At 39.8% G+C, this 18,451-nt stretch carries 15 protein-coding genes; 12 read left to right on the top strand and 3 right to left on the bottom strand.

Annotation, left to right across the window (positions count from 1 at the left end; genetic code table 11):
• The first annotated feature begins 157 nt into the window (after positions 1–157).
• Both ligD and VJ09_RS02100 read left to right on the top strand, forming a co-directional pair.
• Positions 158–1,057 (top strand): non-homologous end-joining DNA ligase, encoded by a 900-nt coding sequence (gene ligD / locus VJ09_RS02105; protein WP_044641523.1) that lies wholly within the window; start codon positions 158–160, stop codon positions 1,055–1,057.
• A gap of 80 nt (positions 1,058–1,137) precedes the next feature.
• The gene (locus tag VJ09_RS02100; RefSeq protein ID WP_044640042.1) at positions 1,138–2,439 is read left to right on the top strand and encodes an amidohydrolase; all 1,302 of its coding nucleotides are present in this window, start codon (positions 1,138–1,140) and stop codon (positions 2,437–2,439) included.
• 131 nt (positions 2,440–2,570) lie between these two features.
• Here VJ09_RS02100 and VJ09_RS02095 read toward each other — a convergent pair whose 3' ends face one another.
• Complete coding sequence (locus VJ09_RS02095) at positions 2,571–2,750, bottom strand: hypothetical protein (protein ID WP_044640041.1); 180 nt, start codon at positions 2,748–2,750, stop codon at positions 2,571–2,573.
• Positions 2,751–2,935: 185 nt separating this feature from the next.
• Between VJ09_RS02095 and VJ09_RS02090 the strand changes: the two genes are divergently transcribed.
• The 9 genes from VJ09_RS02090 to VJ09_RS02050 all read left to right on the top strand — a co-directional run bounded on the left by VJ09_RS02090 (position 2,936) and on the right by VJ09_RS02050 (position 14,354).
• Positions 2,936–3,463 (top strand): hypothetical protein, encoded by a 528-nt coding sequence (locus tag VJ09_RS02090; protein WP_044640040.1) that lies wholly within the window; start codon positions 2,936–2,938, stop codon positions 3,461–3,463.
• Complete coding sequence (locus tag VJ09_RS02085) at positions 3,460–4,977, top strand: AAA family ATPase (protein WP_044640039.1); 1,518 nt, start codon at positions 3,460–3,462, stop codon at positions 4,975–4,977. The genes VJ09_RS02090 and VJ09_RS02085 overlap by 4 nt, the downstream gene beginning before the upstream one ends.
• A gap of 18 nt (positions 4,978–4,995) precedes the next feature.
• The gene (locus VJ09_RS02080; RefSeq protein WP_267904250.1) at positions 4,996–5,889 is read left to right on the top strand and encodes a 3-hydroxyacyl-CoA dehydrogenase family protein; all 894 of its coding nucleotides are present in this window, start codon (positions 4,996–4,998) and stop codon (positions 5,887–5,889) included.
• Entirely contained in the window at positions 5,889–7,094 is a 1,206-nt protein-coding gene (locus VJ09_RS02075; protein WP_044640038.1) for an acetate kinase, read from the top strand. Before VJ09_RS02080 ends, VJ09_RS02075 begins: the two co-directional genes overlap by 1 nt.
• 52 nt (positions 7,095–7,146) lie before the next feature.
• Entirely contained in the window at positions 7,147–8,340 is a 1,194-nt protein-coding gene (locus tag VJ09_RS02070; RefSeq protein WP_044640037.1) for a pyridoxal phosphate-dependent aminotransferase, read from the top strand.
• A gap of 239 nt (positions 8,341–8,579) precedes the next feature.
• Positions 8,580–10,820, top strand: coding sequence for an immune inhibitor A domain-containing protein (locus VJ09_RS02065; RefSeq protein WP_052807170.1), 2,241 nt, complete (start codon positions 8,580–8,582; stop codon positions 10,818–10,820).
• Positions 10,821–11,276: 456 nt separating this feature from the next.
• On the top strand, positions 11,277–12,389 hold the full coding sequence (locus tag VJ09_RS02055; RefSeq protein ID WP_044640034.1) for an ADP-ribosylglycohydrolase family protein: 1,113 nt from the start codon (positions 11,277–11,279) through the stop codon (positions 12,387–12,389).
• 13 nt (positions 12,390–12,402) lie between these two features.
• Positions 12,403–12,576: a hypothetical protein gene (locus VJ09_RS18250; protein ID WP_154662332.1), complete on the top strand. Its 174-nt coding sequence runs from the start codon at positions 12,403–12,405 to the stop codon at positions 12,574–12,576.
• Between the two features lie 323 nt (positions 12,577–12,899).
• A complete protein-coding gene (locus VJ09_RS02050; protein WP_044640033.1) occupies positions 12,900–14,354 on the top strand; it encodes an alanine/glycine:cation symporter family protein in 1,455 nt (484 codons plus the stop codon).
• Between the two features lie 351 nt (positions 14,355–14,705).
• Here the strand turns inward: VJ09_RS02050 and VJ09_RS02045 are convergent, their stop codons facing one another.
• Positions 14,706–16,172 carry an erythromycin esterase family protein gene (locus VJ09_RS02045; RefSeq protein WP_052807169.1) on the bottom strand — a complete coding sequence of 489 codons (1,467 nt, stop codon included), beginning with the start codon at positions 16,170–16,172 and terminating at the stop codon, positions 14,706–14,708.
• A 483-nt stretch (positions 16,173–16,655) separates the two neighbouring features.
• Positions 16,656–17,030: a cupin domain-containing protein gene (locus VJ09_RS02035; protein WP_230199076.1), complete on the bottom strand. Its 375-nt coding sequence runs from the start codon at positions 17,028–17,030 to the stop codon at positions 16,656–16,658.
• Between the two features lie 388 nt (positions 17,031–17,418).
• On the opposite strand from VJ09_RS02035, the gene VJ09_RS02030 reads away from it, so the two are divergent.
• Entirely contained in the window at positions 17,419–18,333 is a 915-nt protein-coding gene (locus VJ09_RS02030; protein ID WP_044640030.1) for a class I SAM-dependent methyltransferase, read from the top strand.
• Positions 18,334–18,451: the final 118 nt, after the last annotated feature.

Genomic DNA, 18,451 nt, shown 5'->3' with positions numbered 1-18,451 from the left:
TCGAATAAAAGGATGTAATGGATGGATCAATCGTTGTTGAATCGTTTTTCCAAGATTGATTCGATTGTATATTAGCCCCACCTTGTTGCGTTTACTTCAGCTTATGTCCAACACAGATGACTTGCGCTTAGGGAAAAGGAATTTGGGCGGTGAACAATTGAAAAAGAGCAGAATAGTACAGATTGAAGGGAAAGAGATTCGTTTTTCAAACCCAGATAAAGTGTTATTTCCTGAGATTGGACTGACTAAGTGGGAGATGATGATTCAGGCTCTCACTCTAGCACCAGCATTGCTATCGTTTAGTAAAAACCGATCTCTTACTACGATTCGTTATCCAGATGGGGTAGGAAAGAAGTCCTTTTATCAAAAAAATGTACCTGCATATGCGCCTGATTTTGTGTCTGTTCATACAGACGAGGATATTCAATATATTGAGTTAGATAGTACGGCGACATATGTTTGGCTACTTAATTTGGCGAGTTTGGAGTACCATGTTTCTTTTCATCAATTAAGCCGTCCAGATTACCCTCGAGAGCTAGTTTTTGATCTGGATCCATCGGTACCAGACTTTGAGAAGGTGATCGAAGTAGCTTCGGCAACTCGTGAGGTACTGAAATCTATTGGGTTAGATGGAATTGCTAAGACGTCAGGAGCTAGTGGGATTCAGATTTATGTACCTATTGAGGCAAAATGGACATTTGAGGAAACACGTAAGATCAATCATTTTATTGGGAGTTACTTGGCACAGAAGTATCCTAAGCTGGTCTCGATCGAACGAAGAGTAAAGGACAGAGGAGATAAGGTTTATTTTGACTACCTACAGCATTATCGTAGTAAAACGCTGATTGCCCCATATTCACCAAGAGCTACTGCAATGGCAACTGTCTCTGCTCCTGTTACATGGGAAGAGTTAGGAAAAGGAATTCATCCAACGGATTTTACACTATTGAACATGCCGGATCGTTTACAACAAAAAGGAGATCTGTTTCAAGTTTTTTATCAGAATCATACTTATTCATTAGATCCGATATTTGATGTTTTGAACTCCTCTTCTTGAGTACTGCAATCATGTATCAGTTCTATTGTTTTCCACGCTTTTTTGCGATATGTTAGGTTAGATTGGGAGGAGGAACGAAATTGAGAAAGATCGCTATTAATACTACCATTTTAACGCTCGTAGATGGAGCCAATCCAATACGCAATAGCGCCATCGGTTGGGATCGGGATCAGATTTGTTATATTGGTTCAGTGCCAACAGAAGAGGAACTCGATACATATGATCAAGTAATGGATTACCAAGGTAAGATTGTTATGCCAGGACTGGTAAATGCACATGGACATACTGCAATGACTCTCTTACGAGGATATGCTGATGATTTGCCATTGAAACGTTGGCTAGAAGAGGAGATGTGGCCTCTAGAAGCTAAAATGACACGAGAATCGGTTCGTGCTGGGTCTGCTTTGGCGGCACTAGAAATGATTGAATCAGGAACAACTACTTTCCTTGATATGTATGACAACATGGATGCAGTGGGAGAAGTAACACTCCAGTCTGGTTTACGGGCTCGGCTAATGCGTGGGTGTATCGGATTTGGATCGGATGAGATACGTACAGCAAAGCTCCAAGAAGCATACCAATTTGCGAAAGATTGGAATGGTGAAGGAGAAGGACGAATCCGAACCATGATGTCACCACACTCTCCCTATACATGTGATCCAGCTTATATCACAGCATTTATCGAAAAGGCAGTGGAGTTGAATATTCCAGTTCATACACATATGTCTGAAACATTGGCTGAAGTAGAACAGAATGTACGGGATTATGGCGTTCGCCCAGTAGAGCATTTGCGGAAATTAGGCTTTTTTAACTTACCATCGCTTGTAGCTCATGCCGTTCATTTGACGGATGAAGAACTTGAGATGTTGGCTCAATTTGATGTCAAAGTTGCTCATAACCCTGAGAGTAACTTAAAGTTAGGAAGCGGCATTGCTCGAATTCCGGATATGCTCCAAAAAGGCATGCGTCCAGCTCTTGCTACAGATGGTGCTGCAAGTAATAATAACCTAGATATGTTAGAGGAAGTGCATGTTGCTGCGATGATTCATAAAGGAGCAAATCAAGATCCGCTAGCAGTACCTGCAGCAACCGCACTTGCTATGGGTACCAAATATGGAGCAGAGGCCCTATTTTGGTCTGAGCAAATCGGGACATTGGAAATTGGCAAACAAGCAGATTTCATTACGTTTGACTCGACTGTTACGCATTTTCAACCACTCCATGATGAAGTTTCCCATATCGTCTATTCTGCAAGTAAAAGTGATATACGCGATGTTTTTGTAGCAGGAAAACAGCTTATGCGTGATCGCGAAGTGCTAACGATCGATAAAGAAAAGGTGATCTATGAAGCACAGCTTGCTTGGAAAGAACTAGCGAAATAATGTGAGGTAGAAGTAAGTTGGATTGTCAATGTGGAAAAAAGTGCCTGCTCTTGGGGCAAAGAGCAGGCGAGACCAAAAACTGATATAGGCGGAAAGAATAGGTAGGAAAAAAGTAGGTATAATATAATTACTTAAACCTGAATGTCAATTTCTAGATGAAAGCGCAAAGGGAGTTCTTCTGAAGTAGACCACATGCGTTTTTGGGCGGAGGGGGATGCCCAAGATTCAGCGTCAAGTTGTGGTTTTAACTTCAGGTATTCTTCTTCTGAAAGGTGAGCCTGCAACAATTGGTGAATCCAATTGGAAGACATCGGTTCACCCCCTTGGTGATATAGTTATTGTCTCCTCTTGTGCCTTCAATATGATTAACAACATTTCACAACGGACCTTTTTTTGGAGGTCCTCTTTTTTATTTCCAGAAGTTCCTTTCGCAACCTGTTGCATAAGTTGATATACTCTATATATGGCCATGACAGTATATCGAGGAGGTTGTTTTATGAAGAAATCATTACGTTTTGGAGTGTATGCGTTCATATTTACGATTACATTGCTTTTTTCCGGATTTATGTTGTATCAAACGTACGCAGTTGCACAGCCTATAAAAGAACAAGCAACCAACATTTCTGGCATTCAAGTAATCAGCCAACGAGTAACTCCAGATAAAGTAGAGATGACGGTAACCTTTGCCAAAGGATTTGATTTTGCAGAGAAATACCCCATTTTTATTCAAGAAGTGGAACAAAAAGCTGGGAATCGAGAGCTTGATATACAGATTCAAGACCGACCTAACGCAAAATTAAAACAAGTTTGGAATGAGTCGGAGCTGGCAATTCAGGAAGGTTTGGCATTGAAACGTTACACGTTAATAGAAGAAAAGATTGCTATGAAAGCAAGTTCCTTCGAACTGACACAATCAAAAGTCCGGATCGATGATCAATATCTCTATATATCTTTGCAAGATCATGATCATACCTTATATCGTGTCCTTCCGCTCGACCAATCAGAGAAAGGCGTACAAGAATGAGTACAAAATATTATGTTGCCATTGGGATTGGAACGGGATTACTCCTGTTCCTCCTTTTTTTAGGTGTAGATGTGCTGCCCTTTGTGGGAGCTTTGGTTTTAATTGGTTTGTTTTTATGGTTCTCTCAAGATAGTGGAGGAAAGCTAAAACTAGGGAAATCCAAAAAAGAAGCTCGTGTTACAGGCTCTGTTCCTGATATTCGCTTTGAAGAGATCGGGGGACAAGAGCGAGCCAAGCGAGAATTAAAAGAGGCATTAGACTTCTTGATTTTTGAGGAACAAAGAGATACATACGGTATTCGCCCATTAAAAGGAATCTTGCTCTATGGTCCACCTGGTACAGGTAAGACGTTGATGGCTAAAGCCGCTGCTAACTATACCCAATCGGTGTTTCTGGCAGCGTCGGGGAGCGAGTTTATCGAGATGTATGTAGGAGTTGGGGCACAGCGAATTCGAGAATTATTTCAACAAGCGTTTACATTAGCAAAGAAAAAACAAACCAAAAGCGCAATTATCTTTATAGATGAGATCGACGTGATCGGCGGTAAGCGGCAAGGATCACAACACAAAGAGTATGATCAGACGCTCAATCAATTATTGACAGAAATGGATGGGATTACGAAATCGGAGATCGATCTTCTTGTAATCGCTGCTACCAACCGGATAGACATACTGGATCCTGCGCTTCTTCGTCCGGGACGCTTTGATCGACGGATTGCTGTTGATTTACCAGATCGACAAGCGAGAGAAAAGATATTGACACTTCATCTTCAAAATAAACCACTTCATCCTTCCGTCCAATTGGATAAGCTGGCTCAACAAACATTTGGATTATCTGGTGCACAGTTAGAAAGTGTCACTAATGAAGCAGCGATCTATGCGATGCGAGATCGATCAGAACAGATTACCGATACTCATTTGTCCAATGCAATCGACAAAGTATTGATGGGCGAACAGAGTGATCGAGAAAGCAATCAAGAAGAGAAAGAACGGGTGGCAGTACATGAGCTCGGGCATGCTATTATCGCGGAACTTAATCAATCGGGATCTGTTGCACAGGTAGCTTTGACACCTAGGGGTCAGGCACTTGGCTACGTTCGTCATCATGAACCGGAAGATCGTCATTTGCATACCAAAAAAGACCTTGAGAGAAGAATTCAAGTCTGTTTGGCAGGTGCTGCGGCAGAAGAGCTATATTACGAAGAGAAATCAACTGGTGCGAAAAATGATTATGATCAAGCCAATTCTCTTGCCAAAGCAATGGTGGAAACAGGTTTGTCCACACTAGGAATTATTGATCCTAATTTGGCGCCAAAAGACCAAATTCAAGCAGAGATGCATACGATTCTAGCAAAGCAATATGAGGAAACTTTGGCAAAACTGAGAGCGTTTTCAGATGTGTTTCAAGAATCGTTGGATATTTTATTAACAGAAGAACGCTTGTCTGGAGAAGGTTTTCGTAAGTTGTTACAGCAAAAACAGAAAAAAATTGGTACAATAGACGAGGCAACTTAAGGAAAGGGGAACAACCATTTGTCTAGCATTCAACATATTGTAATCTTAGGTGGCGGAACCATGGGACAAGGTATTACCGAATTGGTCGCTTCCAAAGGATTTGATGCAACACTGATTGAAACAACTGAAATGAACATTGCAGCTGCTCGTCAAGAAATCGAGCGTAGCTTAGATCGGAAATTAGCAAAATGGGGAATCACTCCAGCTGAGAGAAAATCGACGCTGTCACGAATTCGTTTTTCTACGGATAAGTCTCTGCTTGCTGAAGCAGATTTTGTGATTGAAACAGTATCGGAGGATCTAGAACTAAAGAAAGATCTATTTGCTTACTGTGATCAGATTTGTCGACCAGAAGTACTGTTCGCAAGCAATACTTCTACCCTCAGCTTGACAGAGATCGCTGCTTCGACGAATCGTGCCGAGCAAGTGATCGGTTTGCATTTTGTTTATCCAGTTACCAAACGACCTGTAGTGGAAATCGTGCGTGGGCTCAAAACGTCAGAAGAAACCATGAGTAAGGTGAAGGAATTGCTTCCTCTGTTACAACTAGAAAGCGTGGAAGTATATGAATCTCCTGGTTTTGTGACCACTCGTCTTATGATGCTCCTCGTCAACGAAGCACTCTATACATTAACAGAAGGAGTTGCTACAGCAGAAGAAATCGATCGGGCTATGAAAGTTGGCTATCATTTCCACACAGGACCACTGGAGATGGCAGATCGTTTTGGATTAGATTCTGTTTTGGCAGCTTTGGAGCGTCTTTTCCGTGAGTTTGGTGATACCAAGTTCCGTCCTGCTCCGATCTTGAAAAAGATGGTTCGTGCAGGCCATCTTGGGATGAAAACAGGGGAAGGGATTTTTCGTTACAACAAGGAAGGGGACCGTTTGACGGGGAAAGGGGCGATTGAATAATGAAGGTTTTAGTAATTAACTGTGGTAGTTCTTCTATTAAATATGAGTTATTCGATATGACAGATGAGTCCGTGTTAGCGAAAGGCCTAGTAGAAAAAATCGGGACAGACGCTGCGATCATCACTCACAAAGTAACAGGGAAAGAAGAATACCTGGAGACAAGTGAAATTTTGGATCACCGAGTAGGTTTGACGAAAGTACTGAACCTATTACAATCCACAGACCATGGTGTGATTCAGAGCGCAGATGAAGTGACTGCTGTAGGTCACCGTGTTGTCCATGGTGGCGAGTTCTTCTCTTCCTCTGCGATTATTGATAGTGATGTACGCCAAGCGATTCGCCGAACAATTGATCTTGCACCACTACATAATCCACCTAACTTGTTGGGGATTGATGCAGCTCAAGCAGCATTACCAGATGCCACTCACGTAGCTGTCTTTGATACTGCATTCCATCAAACCATGCCAGATTATGCATATATGTATGCTTTACCACGTGTTCTTTATCAAAAATACAAAGTTCGTCGTTATGGATTCCATGGAACTTCTCACAAATATGTATCCCAAAAGACAGCGGAATTTTTAGGACGTAACGTAGAAGATCTCAAAATTATTTCTTGTCACGTTGGAAATGGTGGTAGTGTGACTGCGATTGAAGGCGGTAAATCAGTTGACACCAGTATGGGGATGACTCCGTTAGAAGGCTTAATGATGGGAACCCGGTCTGGAGATATCGACCCAGCGATTGTCCCTTATGTCATTTCCAAAGAGGATCTGACCCTCGCAGAAGCACAATCAATGCTAAACAAACATAGTGGACTTCTTGGAGTATCAGGTTTGTCGGGAGATATGCGCGAAGTAACAGAAGCAATGCATAATAACAATGATCAGGCTCGTCTAGCTTATGAGATGTACGTATATAAACTTCGCAAAGTAATTGGATCCTATTTTGCTGCGATGAATGGAGCAGATGTGCTTCTATTTACAGCAGGAGTGGGGGAGAATGCTGCTGATGTCCGAGAGGTAGTTTGTCAAAACTTGTCTTTCTTTGGTGTTGAAATAGATTCAGAACTGAATGCGATACGTAGCAAAGACGTACGCCGAATTAGCACTCCTAACTCCAAAATGGACGTTCTAGTTGTTCCAACCAATGAAGAGTTAATGATTGCCCGAGATGCAAAACACCTAGTCGGCGGAATCGAGTAGATGATAAAATAAGGGGAATGCTCACTACATATTGGAAAGGAAACAAAACAGAATGAAACTTTCCCAACGTGTTCAACAGTTAGCCCCATCTACTACACTAGCCATTACTGCCAAGGCGAATGCGATGAAAAAACAAGGCTTGGATGTAATCGGACTTGGAGCTGGGGAGCCAGATTTTAATACCCCCCGACATATCCTAGATGAAGCAATCGATGCAATGGAAAAGGGATATACGAAGTACACTGCTTCCGGTGGGATTTTGGAGCTGAAAGAAGCAATCGCAGAGAAGCTAGAACGTGATAACCAACTAACGTATGATCCAAAAACGGAGATCACGGTCACTGTAGGAGCGAAAGGTGCGCTTTATAATTTATTTCAAGTGATCCTTGATCCTGGTGATGAGGTGATTGTCCCAGCTCCATACTGGGTCAGTTACATCGAACAGATTAAACTAGCTGGTGGAGTGCCTGTAGTGGTTGAGGGAGCTGAAGAAAATCAGTTTCGTATCACTCCAGCACAACTGGAAGCTGCAGTAACGGAGAAAACGAAAGCATTTATTCTCAATAGCCCTTCCAATCCGACTGGTGTGCTTTATCCAAAAGAAGAGTTAGATGTTTTAGGAAAGGTAGCAGTAGATAAGGATCTTCTTATTGTCTCCGATGAGATCTACGAACACTTGATTTATGATCCAATTGACCATGTTAGCATCGCCAGCCTCAGTCCAGAACTATATGCTCGGACAATCGTTATCAACGGTGTTTCCAAGACATATGCGATGACCGGATGGAGAATTGGATATGCAGCTGGTCCAGCTTCTATTATCCGTTCCATGATTGATCTGGATAGCCATAGTACATCGAACCCAACATCTGTGGCGCAATATGCTGCGATTGCAGCTTTGTCTGGTACTCAGGAGCCTGTTTATGAGATGATTGCTGCTTTCCGGGAACGTCGTGATTATGTAATGGAACGTTTAAAGAATATGCCTGCTATTTCCTGTGTACGACCAAATGGTGCTTTTTATGCTTTTCTTAATATTGAAAAGCTCTTAACAGCATCGGGTGGAAACTTTGAGAATTCCGATGAATTATCCAAAGCATTGCTCGAAGAAGAGCTAGTAGCAGTGGTACCAGGCTCTGCATTTGGCTCTGATCGACATATTCGTATTTCGTATGCTACTTCTAAAATGCAGTTGGAGAAGGCATTGGATCGTCTAGAGAAATTTTTTGAAAAACAAGATGCATAAACATGGATGAGCTTTAAGAGGGGAGACTCTCTTAAAGCTTTTTTTGTATAGATGTGATAGAATTTCGAACAATTTGATAGAAAAGATTTTTAAAGTTCATTATAATAGAGTTACAATATTTCGACATCATAAAAGATAGATTCATAGTAAGCGCTTACATACGTTTCGTCTGAGTTCTAATACATACTGTAACTTTCCTCCAAAGTCGGAATTATTGTAAAAGTCCAATCCGGAAAAGGGTGACAGTATTGAGGTTCAGAAAATCGATTGCTTGTGTGTTATCTTCTGCCCTTTTATTAGGGGTAGTGGCTACTGGTGCACCACTAACTTCTGCCCAGCAAAAGTCTCCTGTCCAGCAAAAAGTTCCTGCTCAACATGAAAAGCATGTGGATTGGGCAACCGTAGATTATGATCGTTTGGCTAAATCGTTAAAAGAGCGTGGACTGATTGATCAAAAAGCTTCTGAGGAAGAAGTCAATAAAGCAGTCGTAGACTATGTAGTGAAAAATAGTGTCCAAAGCGGCATTGATACCTCTACTCCTTTTGGTAAAAAAGTAAACAAAGGGTTGAAAGGTGTCCAAAAGAGCGGAACACAAAAGGCAAACGGCAAAAAACTAAAGCCGGAGAAAGCTCATAAAGATATGATTGTGATGGCTTTGGTCGAGTTCCCGGACTATAGTCATAATCGTATTCAACCTGAAGAGGGTTATTTATATACCAAAGATTTTAATCCGCAACATTATCATAAAATGCTCTTCAATCAAAAGGAATATCAAACCCCAGAAGGCTTAAAGCTAACAACTATGGCACAGTATTATCTACAACAATCTGGTGGAACTTGGACTGTGGATGGGGTGGTAACTCCATGGATGCAATCAAAACGAACAGCAGCACAAAATGACCAAGATCCCCGTGGTCTAGTTGTCGAAACATTAACCCAAGTTGGACAATCCATCAAAGGAAAAGAAGCGCTATATGACCAGCGTGATCCATACGATTTAGATCAAGATGGTAATGTAATGGAACCAGATGGTATGCTAGACAACTTAATGCTAGTTCACTCTGGTGTAGGGGAAGAAGCAGGTGGCGGTGATCTAAAAGAAGATGCGATTTGGTCTCATCGTTGGACACTGAGACAACCTACCACTATTCCCGGTACTAACTTAAAGGCATTTGACTATATGATTCAACCGGAAGATGGAGCTGTTGGTGTATTCTCCCATGAATATGGTCATAACTTGGGATTACCTGACCTTTATGATACAACAGGAGAAGGCTTTGGTTCTCCTGTCGGTACTTGGTCTCTCATGTCTGGTGGCTCTTGGAGCGGTAAAATTGCAGGAGCGGAGCCAAGTGGTTTTGATCCATGGTCTAAAATGTATCTACAGGCTACTTTTGGTGGAAAGTGGATTGATCCTGTCGAAATCGATCATAAGAGCTTGACCAAAAAAGGCTCTGTCTATAAATTAAATGAAGCAGTTAACTTAAAACCACAAAATAAAGTATTAAAAGTAAATCTGCCTGGTGTGGAAAAGCAACCTCCTACCCAACCGGCAACTGGAAAATTTGCTTATTTTTCTGACCTAGGAGACAATGTCAACACAAAAATGACCTCACCAGAGATTGACTTAACAGGTGTGACCAATGCTAGTTTGAGCTTTGATTCTTGGAGAGATATCGAAACAGGTTATGATTATCTCTATATCAATATTATCGATGTAGCAACGAATGAAAAGAAAACGCTTAAAGCATATGATGATGTCACAAAGGGCTGGGTGAAAGAGACAATTGATCTCTCCTCCTTTGCAAACAAAAAGATCAAAGTAGAATTTAACTATGTGACCGATGGTGGTTGGGTACAAGAAGGATTCTATGTAGACAACATCGCTGTTACAGCAGACGCAACGAAATTGTTTGAAGATGATGGAGAAGGCACCCCTAAATTTACCCTTGCTGGATTTATCCATTTTGATGGAAAAGGGAAAGTATATCCAAACTACTATCTAATCGAATGGCGCACCCATAACGGTATGGATCAAGGACTAGCCAACTTACGTCGGGGTAGCAGTTTTATCAGTAGTGATGCGGGTATGGTGGTATGGTATTATGATGGCCGTTATCTTGATAACAACACAAGCCTTCATCCAGGTGAGGGAATGGTTGGGGTAATCGATTCCCATCAACGAATTCACTATTGGAATAATGATCCGTCCACACCAGCAACAGAACGTTACCAATTGGTAGATGCAGCGTTCAACTTCAAGAAAACATCGGAGATTCATATCAATAACTATGTAACATTTGGCTCAATGCATTATCCAAGCTTGCCAGGCGTATCTACCTTTTATGATGGAAATGACTATACATTGAAGGGTGTAGATACCATCGGTAAGATTTTGCCCAAGTATAATCTACAGTTTACATTGAAAAAAGTCGCAAAAAATGGTAAATCAGCACATATTGAACTATCCAAAAAATAAAGGTATTTAGAAGAGTAGTATGAAAGCTTGCCTGTTCATTCCTTGGAAAAGGAGATGAACAGGCTTTTTTAGAAGGAAATAGATAACCAAGAGTGAAATCCCAAAAGGATGTTTTGTATCTATTCATTTTAGATTGGTATAAAATAAGCATATAATAATCTGAATAAATTTTAAAAAATGATTAAAGGAATGTTTATATGAAATGCTATATTCAGTGGTTATTTGGCAAACCGTATAAAGAAGATAAAATGGTTTATTTTTTTTATCGATCTGCGGTAGTTTTTTATTTTATCGCAACGTTTTTATTTCTAGCACTGGCTATTTTAGCAAACATAAAAGAATGGTGGATTGCGTTTTTTGCAGGTGCGATCCTGTTTCCGTTATGTTTCCGTATTGTGAATACTATCAATATCAAATTATCGAAATTCGCTAATAGAACAACTAGGAGGTAGCTAATTGGAGACAAGGAAAAGAAAAGCTGGTTCTCTCCTCGGATTAGCTTGGGGAGATGTGCTAGGTTGTCCTGTGGAGGGATGGCGAGATAACGAAATACGAGAAGTATATGGAGAATACTCTAATCTACCGACTAAGTATGAGCTATCGAAAATTTCGATCAAACGGAAGCGGAAGCTGCGACCGTTGGGATTGCACTCTGATGACACTCAACAAGCTATGGCTTTATTGAATGTTTTGTCAGGAGGTTGGTCCCCAAAAGCTTGGGCAGATTTACTTTTGCAAGGGCAACAAATAGGCACTTGGCGAGGAATTGGTCGAAATTTTGTCGCCTCCTTGCATCGATTGAGAAAAGGTGGATCCTATCATAGTTCTGGCAGTTCCTCGGCAGGAATCGGTGCAGCGATGAGAATTGGTCCTATTGGTGCATGGTTTGCAGGTAAGCCAGACGAATTCCTTCAAGTGGCGATAGAGAGTACCCTTGTCACTCATTCGGATCAACGTGCTGCGGTCTTTGCAGCTATGGTAGCCTATACCGTTTCTTGCATGATTGAGCAAAAATCAATTCACCAGATACTGTCTGACTTATCTGCATTTACAGAAGAAGCAGAGTTATATTCGAAAAAGCTTGTAGCCAAAGGTTGGAAGGTAGAGAATGCAGAGAGTCAACTCCTTTCCAAGACAATGCAAGGATCTCGCGATCTTCCATTCGTACCCCTTGATAAGATGAGAGAAGAAATCTCCTTACTAGCTCGACCACATCTCCAAGCGGGATTTACTCGAGCTCATCCCAATCAAGGGTTTGTGTTACTTGGAGGATTACATGCTCTTCTAGTCTCTCTACGATCGGATAAAGAACCAGAAGAATTACTACTTGATATTATCCGACAGGGTTTCGATACCGATACGGTTGCTGCCATTGCTGGGTCGATTTTAGGAGCTCGATATGGAATGGATTGGATTCCTACACATCGGTTATTAGACCAAGAGAATATAGTCAAATATGCACAGGCTCTTTCTGAACCTGATATATATCAGTTAGAAGAGGGCTTAGATTTTTTATCCCGAGAGAAAGATTGGTCCGAAATGGAACAGAGCTATCAGCGAAAGATATAAGGAGGGAAAATATATGAGATGGAACAAGGTGCTGGGACTTTTATTATTAGTTTCATTTACTGTGGGGATAATCTATTTTTATGGTAGCTCTTTTACCAAAAGTTATGCGAATTGTAGAGCATGTACGGAGATCAATCAAAAAACATCCTCAGTAGATCCTACGATACTTTGGGATCAGTGGGAATGATCACTTTTTATAGAAGAGCCTTATAATGCTATCAGATTAAATTAAACAAAATACATCGAGAATTTTACTAGGAAACTACATCAACTGTTATAAAAAATTTAAGGCGTATCCGATCAAAAATAAAAAGTTCAATTCAATGTGGCAGCTTCTCTTATTCAATATAAACAGATATATCAGAGCTGTATTGTAATTTATGTCTATTTTATTAAATTTATTAGTTTAATAATATAAAAATACTGTTATAATTGCAGAAAGAGGATAAGGGGAAGGGTGCTCCTCTTTGAAATAGGTAGAATATTAGATATATACAAGGGAGGCTGTCCATGGAAAACTTTGTTACAAAATTAAACGAGATTTTGTGGAGTGACCCAGTAATTTATATCCTGTTAGGTGTTGGTCTAGTATTCTCAATACTTACCCGTTTCCTACAAGTTAGGCATATTAAGGATATGATCATGCTCATGTTCCAAGGGAAGAGTTCGGAAGCAGGTGTTTCCTCTTTTCAGGCTTTGTCCATTGCGCTTTCGGGTCGCGTAGGAACCGGAAATATTGCCGGTGTGGCTACTGCGATTGCATTTGGTGGACCAGGAGCTGTTTTTTGGATGTGGACGATTGCATTTATCGGTGCATCCAGCGCATATATTGAATCTACTTTAGCGCAGATTTATAAGGTAAAACAAGATGGACAATATCGTGGGGGGCCAGCTTTTTATATTGAAAAAGGACTTGGTTGGAAATGGTTTGCTATCCTTTTTGCTATTGCTGCTTTGATCGCCATGGCAATTTTGATGCCAGGTGTGCAATCTAACTCCATTGCGTTAGGCGTTGAAAACGCATTTGGACTTAATCCAGCGATTACAGGTATCGTAATTGTTCTTTTATTAGGTTTTATTATTTTTGGTGGAGTAAAACGTATTGCTAATGCAGCTCAAATCATTGTTCCGTTTATGGCGCTTGGCTATATTTTGTTATCCGTTATCATAGTTCTAGTGAATATTAAGGAGTTACCAGGAGTTTTAACTCTCATATTTAAAAGTGCTTTTGCCTTAGATTCAGCATTTGGTGGATTGATCGGGATGGCGATCTCTTGGGGAGTAAAACGAGGGATTTATTCCAATGAGGCTGGACAAGGTACAGGACCACATCCAGCTGCAGCAGCGGAAGTATCTCACCCTGCTAAACAAGGACTTGTTCAAGCATTCTCTGTATATATTGATACTTTGTTTGTCTGTTCTGCGACCGCTTTTATGATCCTTTTCACTGGAATGTATAATACACAAGCTGAAGATGGATCATTTATTGTAAATAATCTGCAAGGAGTAGAGGCAGGACCAGGTTTTACACAGGCTGCCATTGATAGCATCATACCTGGCTTTGGAGCAGGATTTGTTGCAATTTCCTTGTTTTTCTTCGCCTTTACTACGATTATGGCATACTACTATATAGCAGAAACAAATATCGCATATCTAATTCGTGGAAAGAATAGAAAACCAGCAATGTTTGTCTTAAAACTAGTGATCATGGCTGCAACTTTCTATGGAGCAGTGAAAACAGCCAAACTTGCATGGGCATTAGGCGATGCTGGTTTAGGAATTATGGTGTGGCTAAATGTGATCGCGATCGTATTACTTGCTAAACCGGCATTAGTTGCTTTAAAAGATTATGAAAGACAGAAAAAACAAGGTTTCGATCCTGTATTTAACCCGAAAGAACTAGGGATCCAAAATGCCGATTATTGGGAGAAAGAGTATGTATCTGATAAAGAAAATGCATCGTAATTAAATATGTACTCGTTACAAAGAGAAGGAGAGTAAGGTGTCTCCTTCTCTTCTTATTTGTAACTCGCTGACCTTAGGACAAAATGGAGCACAGATGGGTATGCAGATGAATTTGCAAGGATTAGCTAAGAGAAAGAACTGCTGCTCAACAATTACAGCAAATTCAACAACTTGCACAACAATTACTTCCATAACAATTTAAAGTAATGAACAATGTAACTGTGAGATATAAGTCACCACCATCGGATCGTGTATATCTATGGAGGTGTTTTTTATTGACGATTATGGCATACTTTCTAACGTCTGTAAGACGACAAAGAAGGCGACAGAATAATCTATCGCCTAACATATCTACTTTTGGGAATAAATAGGCGGGTTATTTAGTCTGTCTCGAATGATAGATTGTATATCTGGTTGTTTCTTTGATTGGATTGACTGCCCAATTGGATTAATATACGTTGGGATATGGACTTCGTCGATAAATAAGATGCCGTCGTATTGGTCTCGTGGAACCAATTGTTCATCCCATAGACCCCAGTCCATCGCTTGGCGTCGAGTGAACATCCAAGAGGTTCCTTTTTTGTTTTTCTGATGTTGGAGATCAACAAAGAGGTTCGGGTGTTTCGATTTACTCAGAATGGACTCGATATTTCCCTCAGGATGAGGATAGCGAACAGGAGCAGGTTGTTGATTATTTAGTGCGGAAACTCCTTTGTTCATGTATAGCCCTATAACATACGATTTCTTTTTGAGACGGTCAGGCATTAGTTGTCCCATCGTTACTACATTCGTTCTGTTAGGGTTCTCTGTCTGAGTATTCACTTTTCGAATGTGAATATTATGGGCCCATACGATGATCTTTTTGTTTGGATATAGTTCTTCTGCTAGCCAAGTAAGATTTTTTGCCATTGCTTCATCTCGTAATACAGACAACTCATCATAATATTTTAATGCTTCTACGGGGTTTTCCTCAGAGTACTTCGCTATTAACAATATCTTTTCTACAATTTTATCTATGCTGTTAATTCGATCTTCCAGTACATGTTGTGTCACTTTAACCCGTTCAGGATGTTCGGGATCTAGTTTGGTCAACTCATCTTGGTGTTCTTTTAGGAATGTTAAGAGAGATTGGTAATTAGCGATCATGCGTGCTTTGTCCTGTTGAAATTGATCGATAGTCTTTAAACCAGAAAAATAGTAGAGAAATTCCATCTCGGACTGATACGCCTTTTCACCCATTGATGGATCCACTTTTTCAAACCAACTTTTTAAAAAGTGGGAGTAAGAAGTATTGGTTGGTTGCATATCAAATCCAGATAGGGAAAGCGGATCGTTCGTTTGTCTTTCTCTCTGGATGTAATCAAATAGTGGTAGTGTTTCTTGGGCATGCCATATTGAAAAAATTGAGTCCTGCATTGTTTGTAATGGAGTTTGTTTCTTGACGTTTAGATCAGTAGCATAGGCCTCACCAAGCCCAGATTCAAAAGCGACTACATCATAATCTAGTTCTTTGTGTAAATACTGGATTAATCGCACTTTAGACGAATTAAATTCAGCTGCTCCATGAGAACTTTCACCTAATAGTACGATCTGCTTGTCCTTCAGTACTTTTTTTAGAAAACGCAAATCTTGATATGTATCGTTTTCGGATGGGCTAAGTTGTTTAATCTTATATGCATTTTTTTGGAGCCATTTTGTCCAGTTTGACTCTTCCGATTTGGTCTTTGCTTCTATAGATCCTGTACTTCCGAAGAACAGAGATGAAACTGTTAGACTAGTGATCAACACAAGAGATAGGATTTTTCTTGTTTTGCTCATGTCATTCCTCCTTTAATAAATATTGTAAATATTATAACTTAACACGAGTTAAACAAGCGATTAATTCAAAGTTAATTGGTTAGTACGTGACGTTAAGGAAAATTGATAAGAATAATATTTGATAATCCCTTAGTTTTTAGGAGCAGAGGGAGTATCTGTTATTAATACAGCCTTAGTTTATTAGTAATTAAGACTCAATCCAGTGGAAAACAGGAAGAAACCAAGGATTAAGAAAATCAAAGGGCTTAGATAATGAATGAAGTAAGAATTTTTAGGAGTTTCTTTGGATTTTTGTATAATAAGACCATAAGCAATTACATAAAAAGCAACCCCTGTGGCTGCTATTATTATTGGAACATTCATATGTGTCTCCTTTTGTACTGGACAGCAATTTTTCAAATAAGTAAATAGCGGCATAGTAGGGTGTGTATGATTAACTAACCGTCATAAAATAACGAGATGAATGGTATTACATTCTGTCATTTAGTTAGAAAGTTGTTCTTCAATTGTTTTTGTAAGAGGAGAGTCTACATTCCCTGTATGTAAGGTGGATTCTGTTTCGATCAAAACAATTCCACATTCTTCGTCAGCAATAGGGTTATGCATTGTATTTTTTGGCACCACAAAAAATTCTCCTTCTTCAAGGGTTACCACTCCATCCTGAAGTTCGATTCGTAATGTACCATAAACCACAAAAAACATTTCATCTTCATGGTCGTGTTTGTGCCAAAGGAATTGTCCTTTTAATTTCGCAACCTTGATATATTGATTATTAACTTGACCAATCACTTTAGGAGACCAATATTCTTTTACTTTGGATAACTCGTTAACAAAATTAATTCCATTAATCGATTTCAACATGACACCCCATTTCTTGATAACCGGAAAGTTCACAGCACAAAATTAGAGAACACAATGAAAATTGCCTTTTCTAAGCGTTGGACTAGTACAAACTGCATCTAAAACTCATCGAATCAAAAGTATTTGATTCGATGAGTGGGTGGGTGACATACCAACGAGAGAAGAACGAATAACGGACCAAATGTCCTGCATGATAGTAGGTAAGAATGAACTGGACCTTACGAAGATTTTACAAGAAAAGATACAAGAAAGTAGATTTGATTCGGTATTTTTTATTGACAAAATAATTTATTTATGCTATAATTGAAAATTAAAATTGTTATTTGTATAATAAGATTCTCCTGGCCAGGGGAATCTATTATTGTTTATATGGGGGTTCATTTTATTGAAACAAAATGAGTCGAGTTTAACTTCCTTAATATCTGCTTTTGGTCGTGCATATCACAGTCAATATGACACACCCAAAATTTTTGATGATTTTATTGCCAAAGATCTCATTTCTCCAAAAGAGTTTGCCGACATCAGAGAGAATATGATTCAAGGAATACCGTTTTTTAACCAAGATATTGCGAAAAGGTATCAAGACGATCCAGATGAAATTTTAAAATGGATCACCCAAGTCCAGCTTTCTCCAACCCCCTTAGCACGTGCTGCGTATTGCGAAAAAGTATTAATGAACGAGGTAATATTAGGGTTACAACAGTATGTCATATTGGGAGCTGGGTTAGATACTTTTTGTTTTCGGCATCCAGAATTGAGTAATAAATTGGAAGTATTTGAAATGGACCATCCAGCTACACAGGAATGGAAAAAGAAAAGGCTCGAGCAAGCCAATTTTGAACTCCCGAGAAACCTTCATTTTGTATCGATGGACTTTACCAATAAGCTAACGAATCAAAAGCGAATCGACGAAATGCTTGATGACAAAAAAACGTTCTTTAGCCTTTTGGGTGTTTCGTATTATTTAACGAAAGAAGAAAATGCAAGCTTGATAAATCATTTATTTGCCAATGCCCCATCTGGAAGTTCAATCGTATTTGATTATGCAGACGAAGGACTTTTTGAAGAAAAAGGGATGTCGAATAGAGTGGAAAATATGGTAAAAATGGCAGCAGCAAGTGGTGAACCAATGAAATCGTGTTTTCCTTATGATGAAATCGAGAAAATGTTAGAAAAAGCAGGTTTGCTAATTTATGAGCATCTATCGCCAGCTATGATCAATGACCGTTTCTTTCATAATCGGTCGGATTATTTATCTGCATTCGAAACGATTCATTATATCCATGCTGTCAAAAAATAATGTCTGAGTTATTATAACAAACTTCCTCTCAATCTATTATAAAGGATGGGAAGGTTGTTTTCCTTAAATGCCCCCACCTTTAAGAGTTAGTGCAGGTGGGGGCATGAAATTTATTGGA

Origin of the sequence: Risungbinella massiliensis, assembly GCF_000942395.1 — a bacterium.
Lineage (GTDB): Bacteria > Bacillota > Bacilli > Thermoactinomycetales > Thermoactinomycetaceae > Risungbinella > Risungbinella massiliensis.
This window is presented reverse-complemented; position numbering and strand designations above follow the sequence as displayed.

Bases quoted from the DNA above. Each gene is read 5' to 3' on its own strand.
- VJ09_RS02095 (WP_044640041.1), bottom strand. From the start codon at position 2,750: ATGTCTTCCAATTGGATTCACCAATTGTTGCAGGCTCACCTTTCAGAA.
- VJ09_RS02090 (WP_044640040.1), top strand. From the start codon at position 2,936: ATGAAGAAATCATTACGTTTTGGAGTGTATGCGTTCATATTTACGATT.
- VJ09_RS02085 (WP_044640039.1), top strand. From the start codon at position 3,460: ATGAGTACAAAATATTATGTTGCCATTGGGATTGGAACGGGATTACTC.
- VJ09_RS02075 (WP_044640038.1), top strand. From the start codon at position 5,889: ATGAAGGTTTTAGTAATTAACTGTGGTAGTTCTTCTATTAAATATGAG.
- VJ09_RS02070 (WP_044640037.1), top strand. From the start codon at position 7,147: ATGAAACTTTCCCAACGTGTTCAACAGTTAGCCCCATCTACTACACTA.
- VJ09_RS18250 (WP_154662332.1), top strand. From the start codon at position 12,403: ATGAGATGGAACAAGGTGCTGGGACTTTTATTATTAGTTTCATTTACT.
- VJ09_RS02050 (WP_044640033.1), top strand. From the start codon at position 12,900: ATGGAAAACTTTGTTACAAAATTAAACGAGATTTTGTGGAGTGACCCA.
- VJ09_RS02045 (WP_052807169.1), bottom strand. From the start codon at position 16,172: ATGAGCAAAACAAGAAAAATCCTATCTCTTGTGTTGATCACTAGTCTA.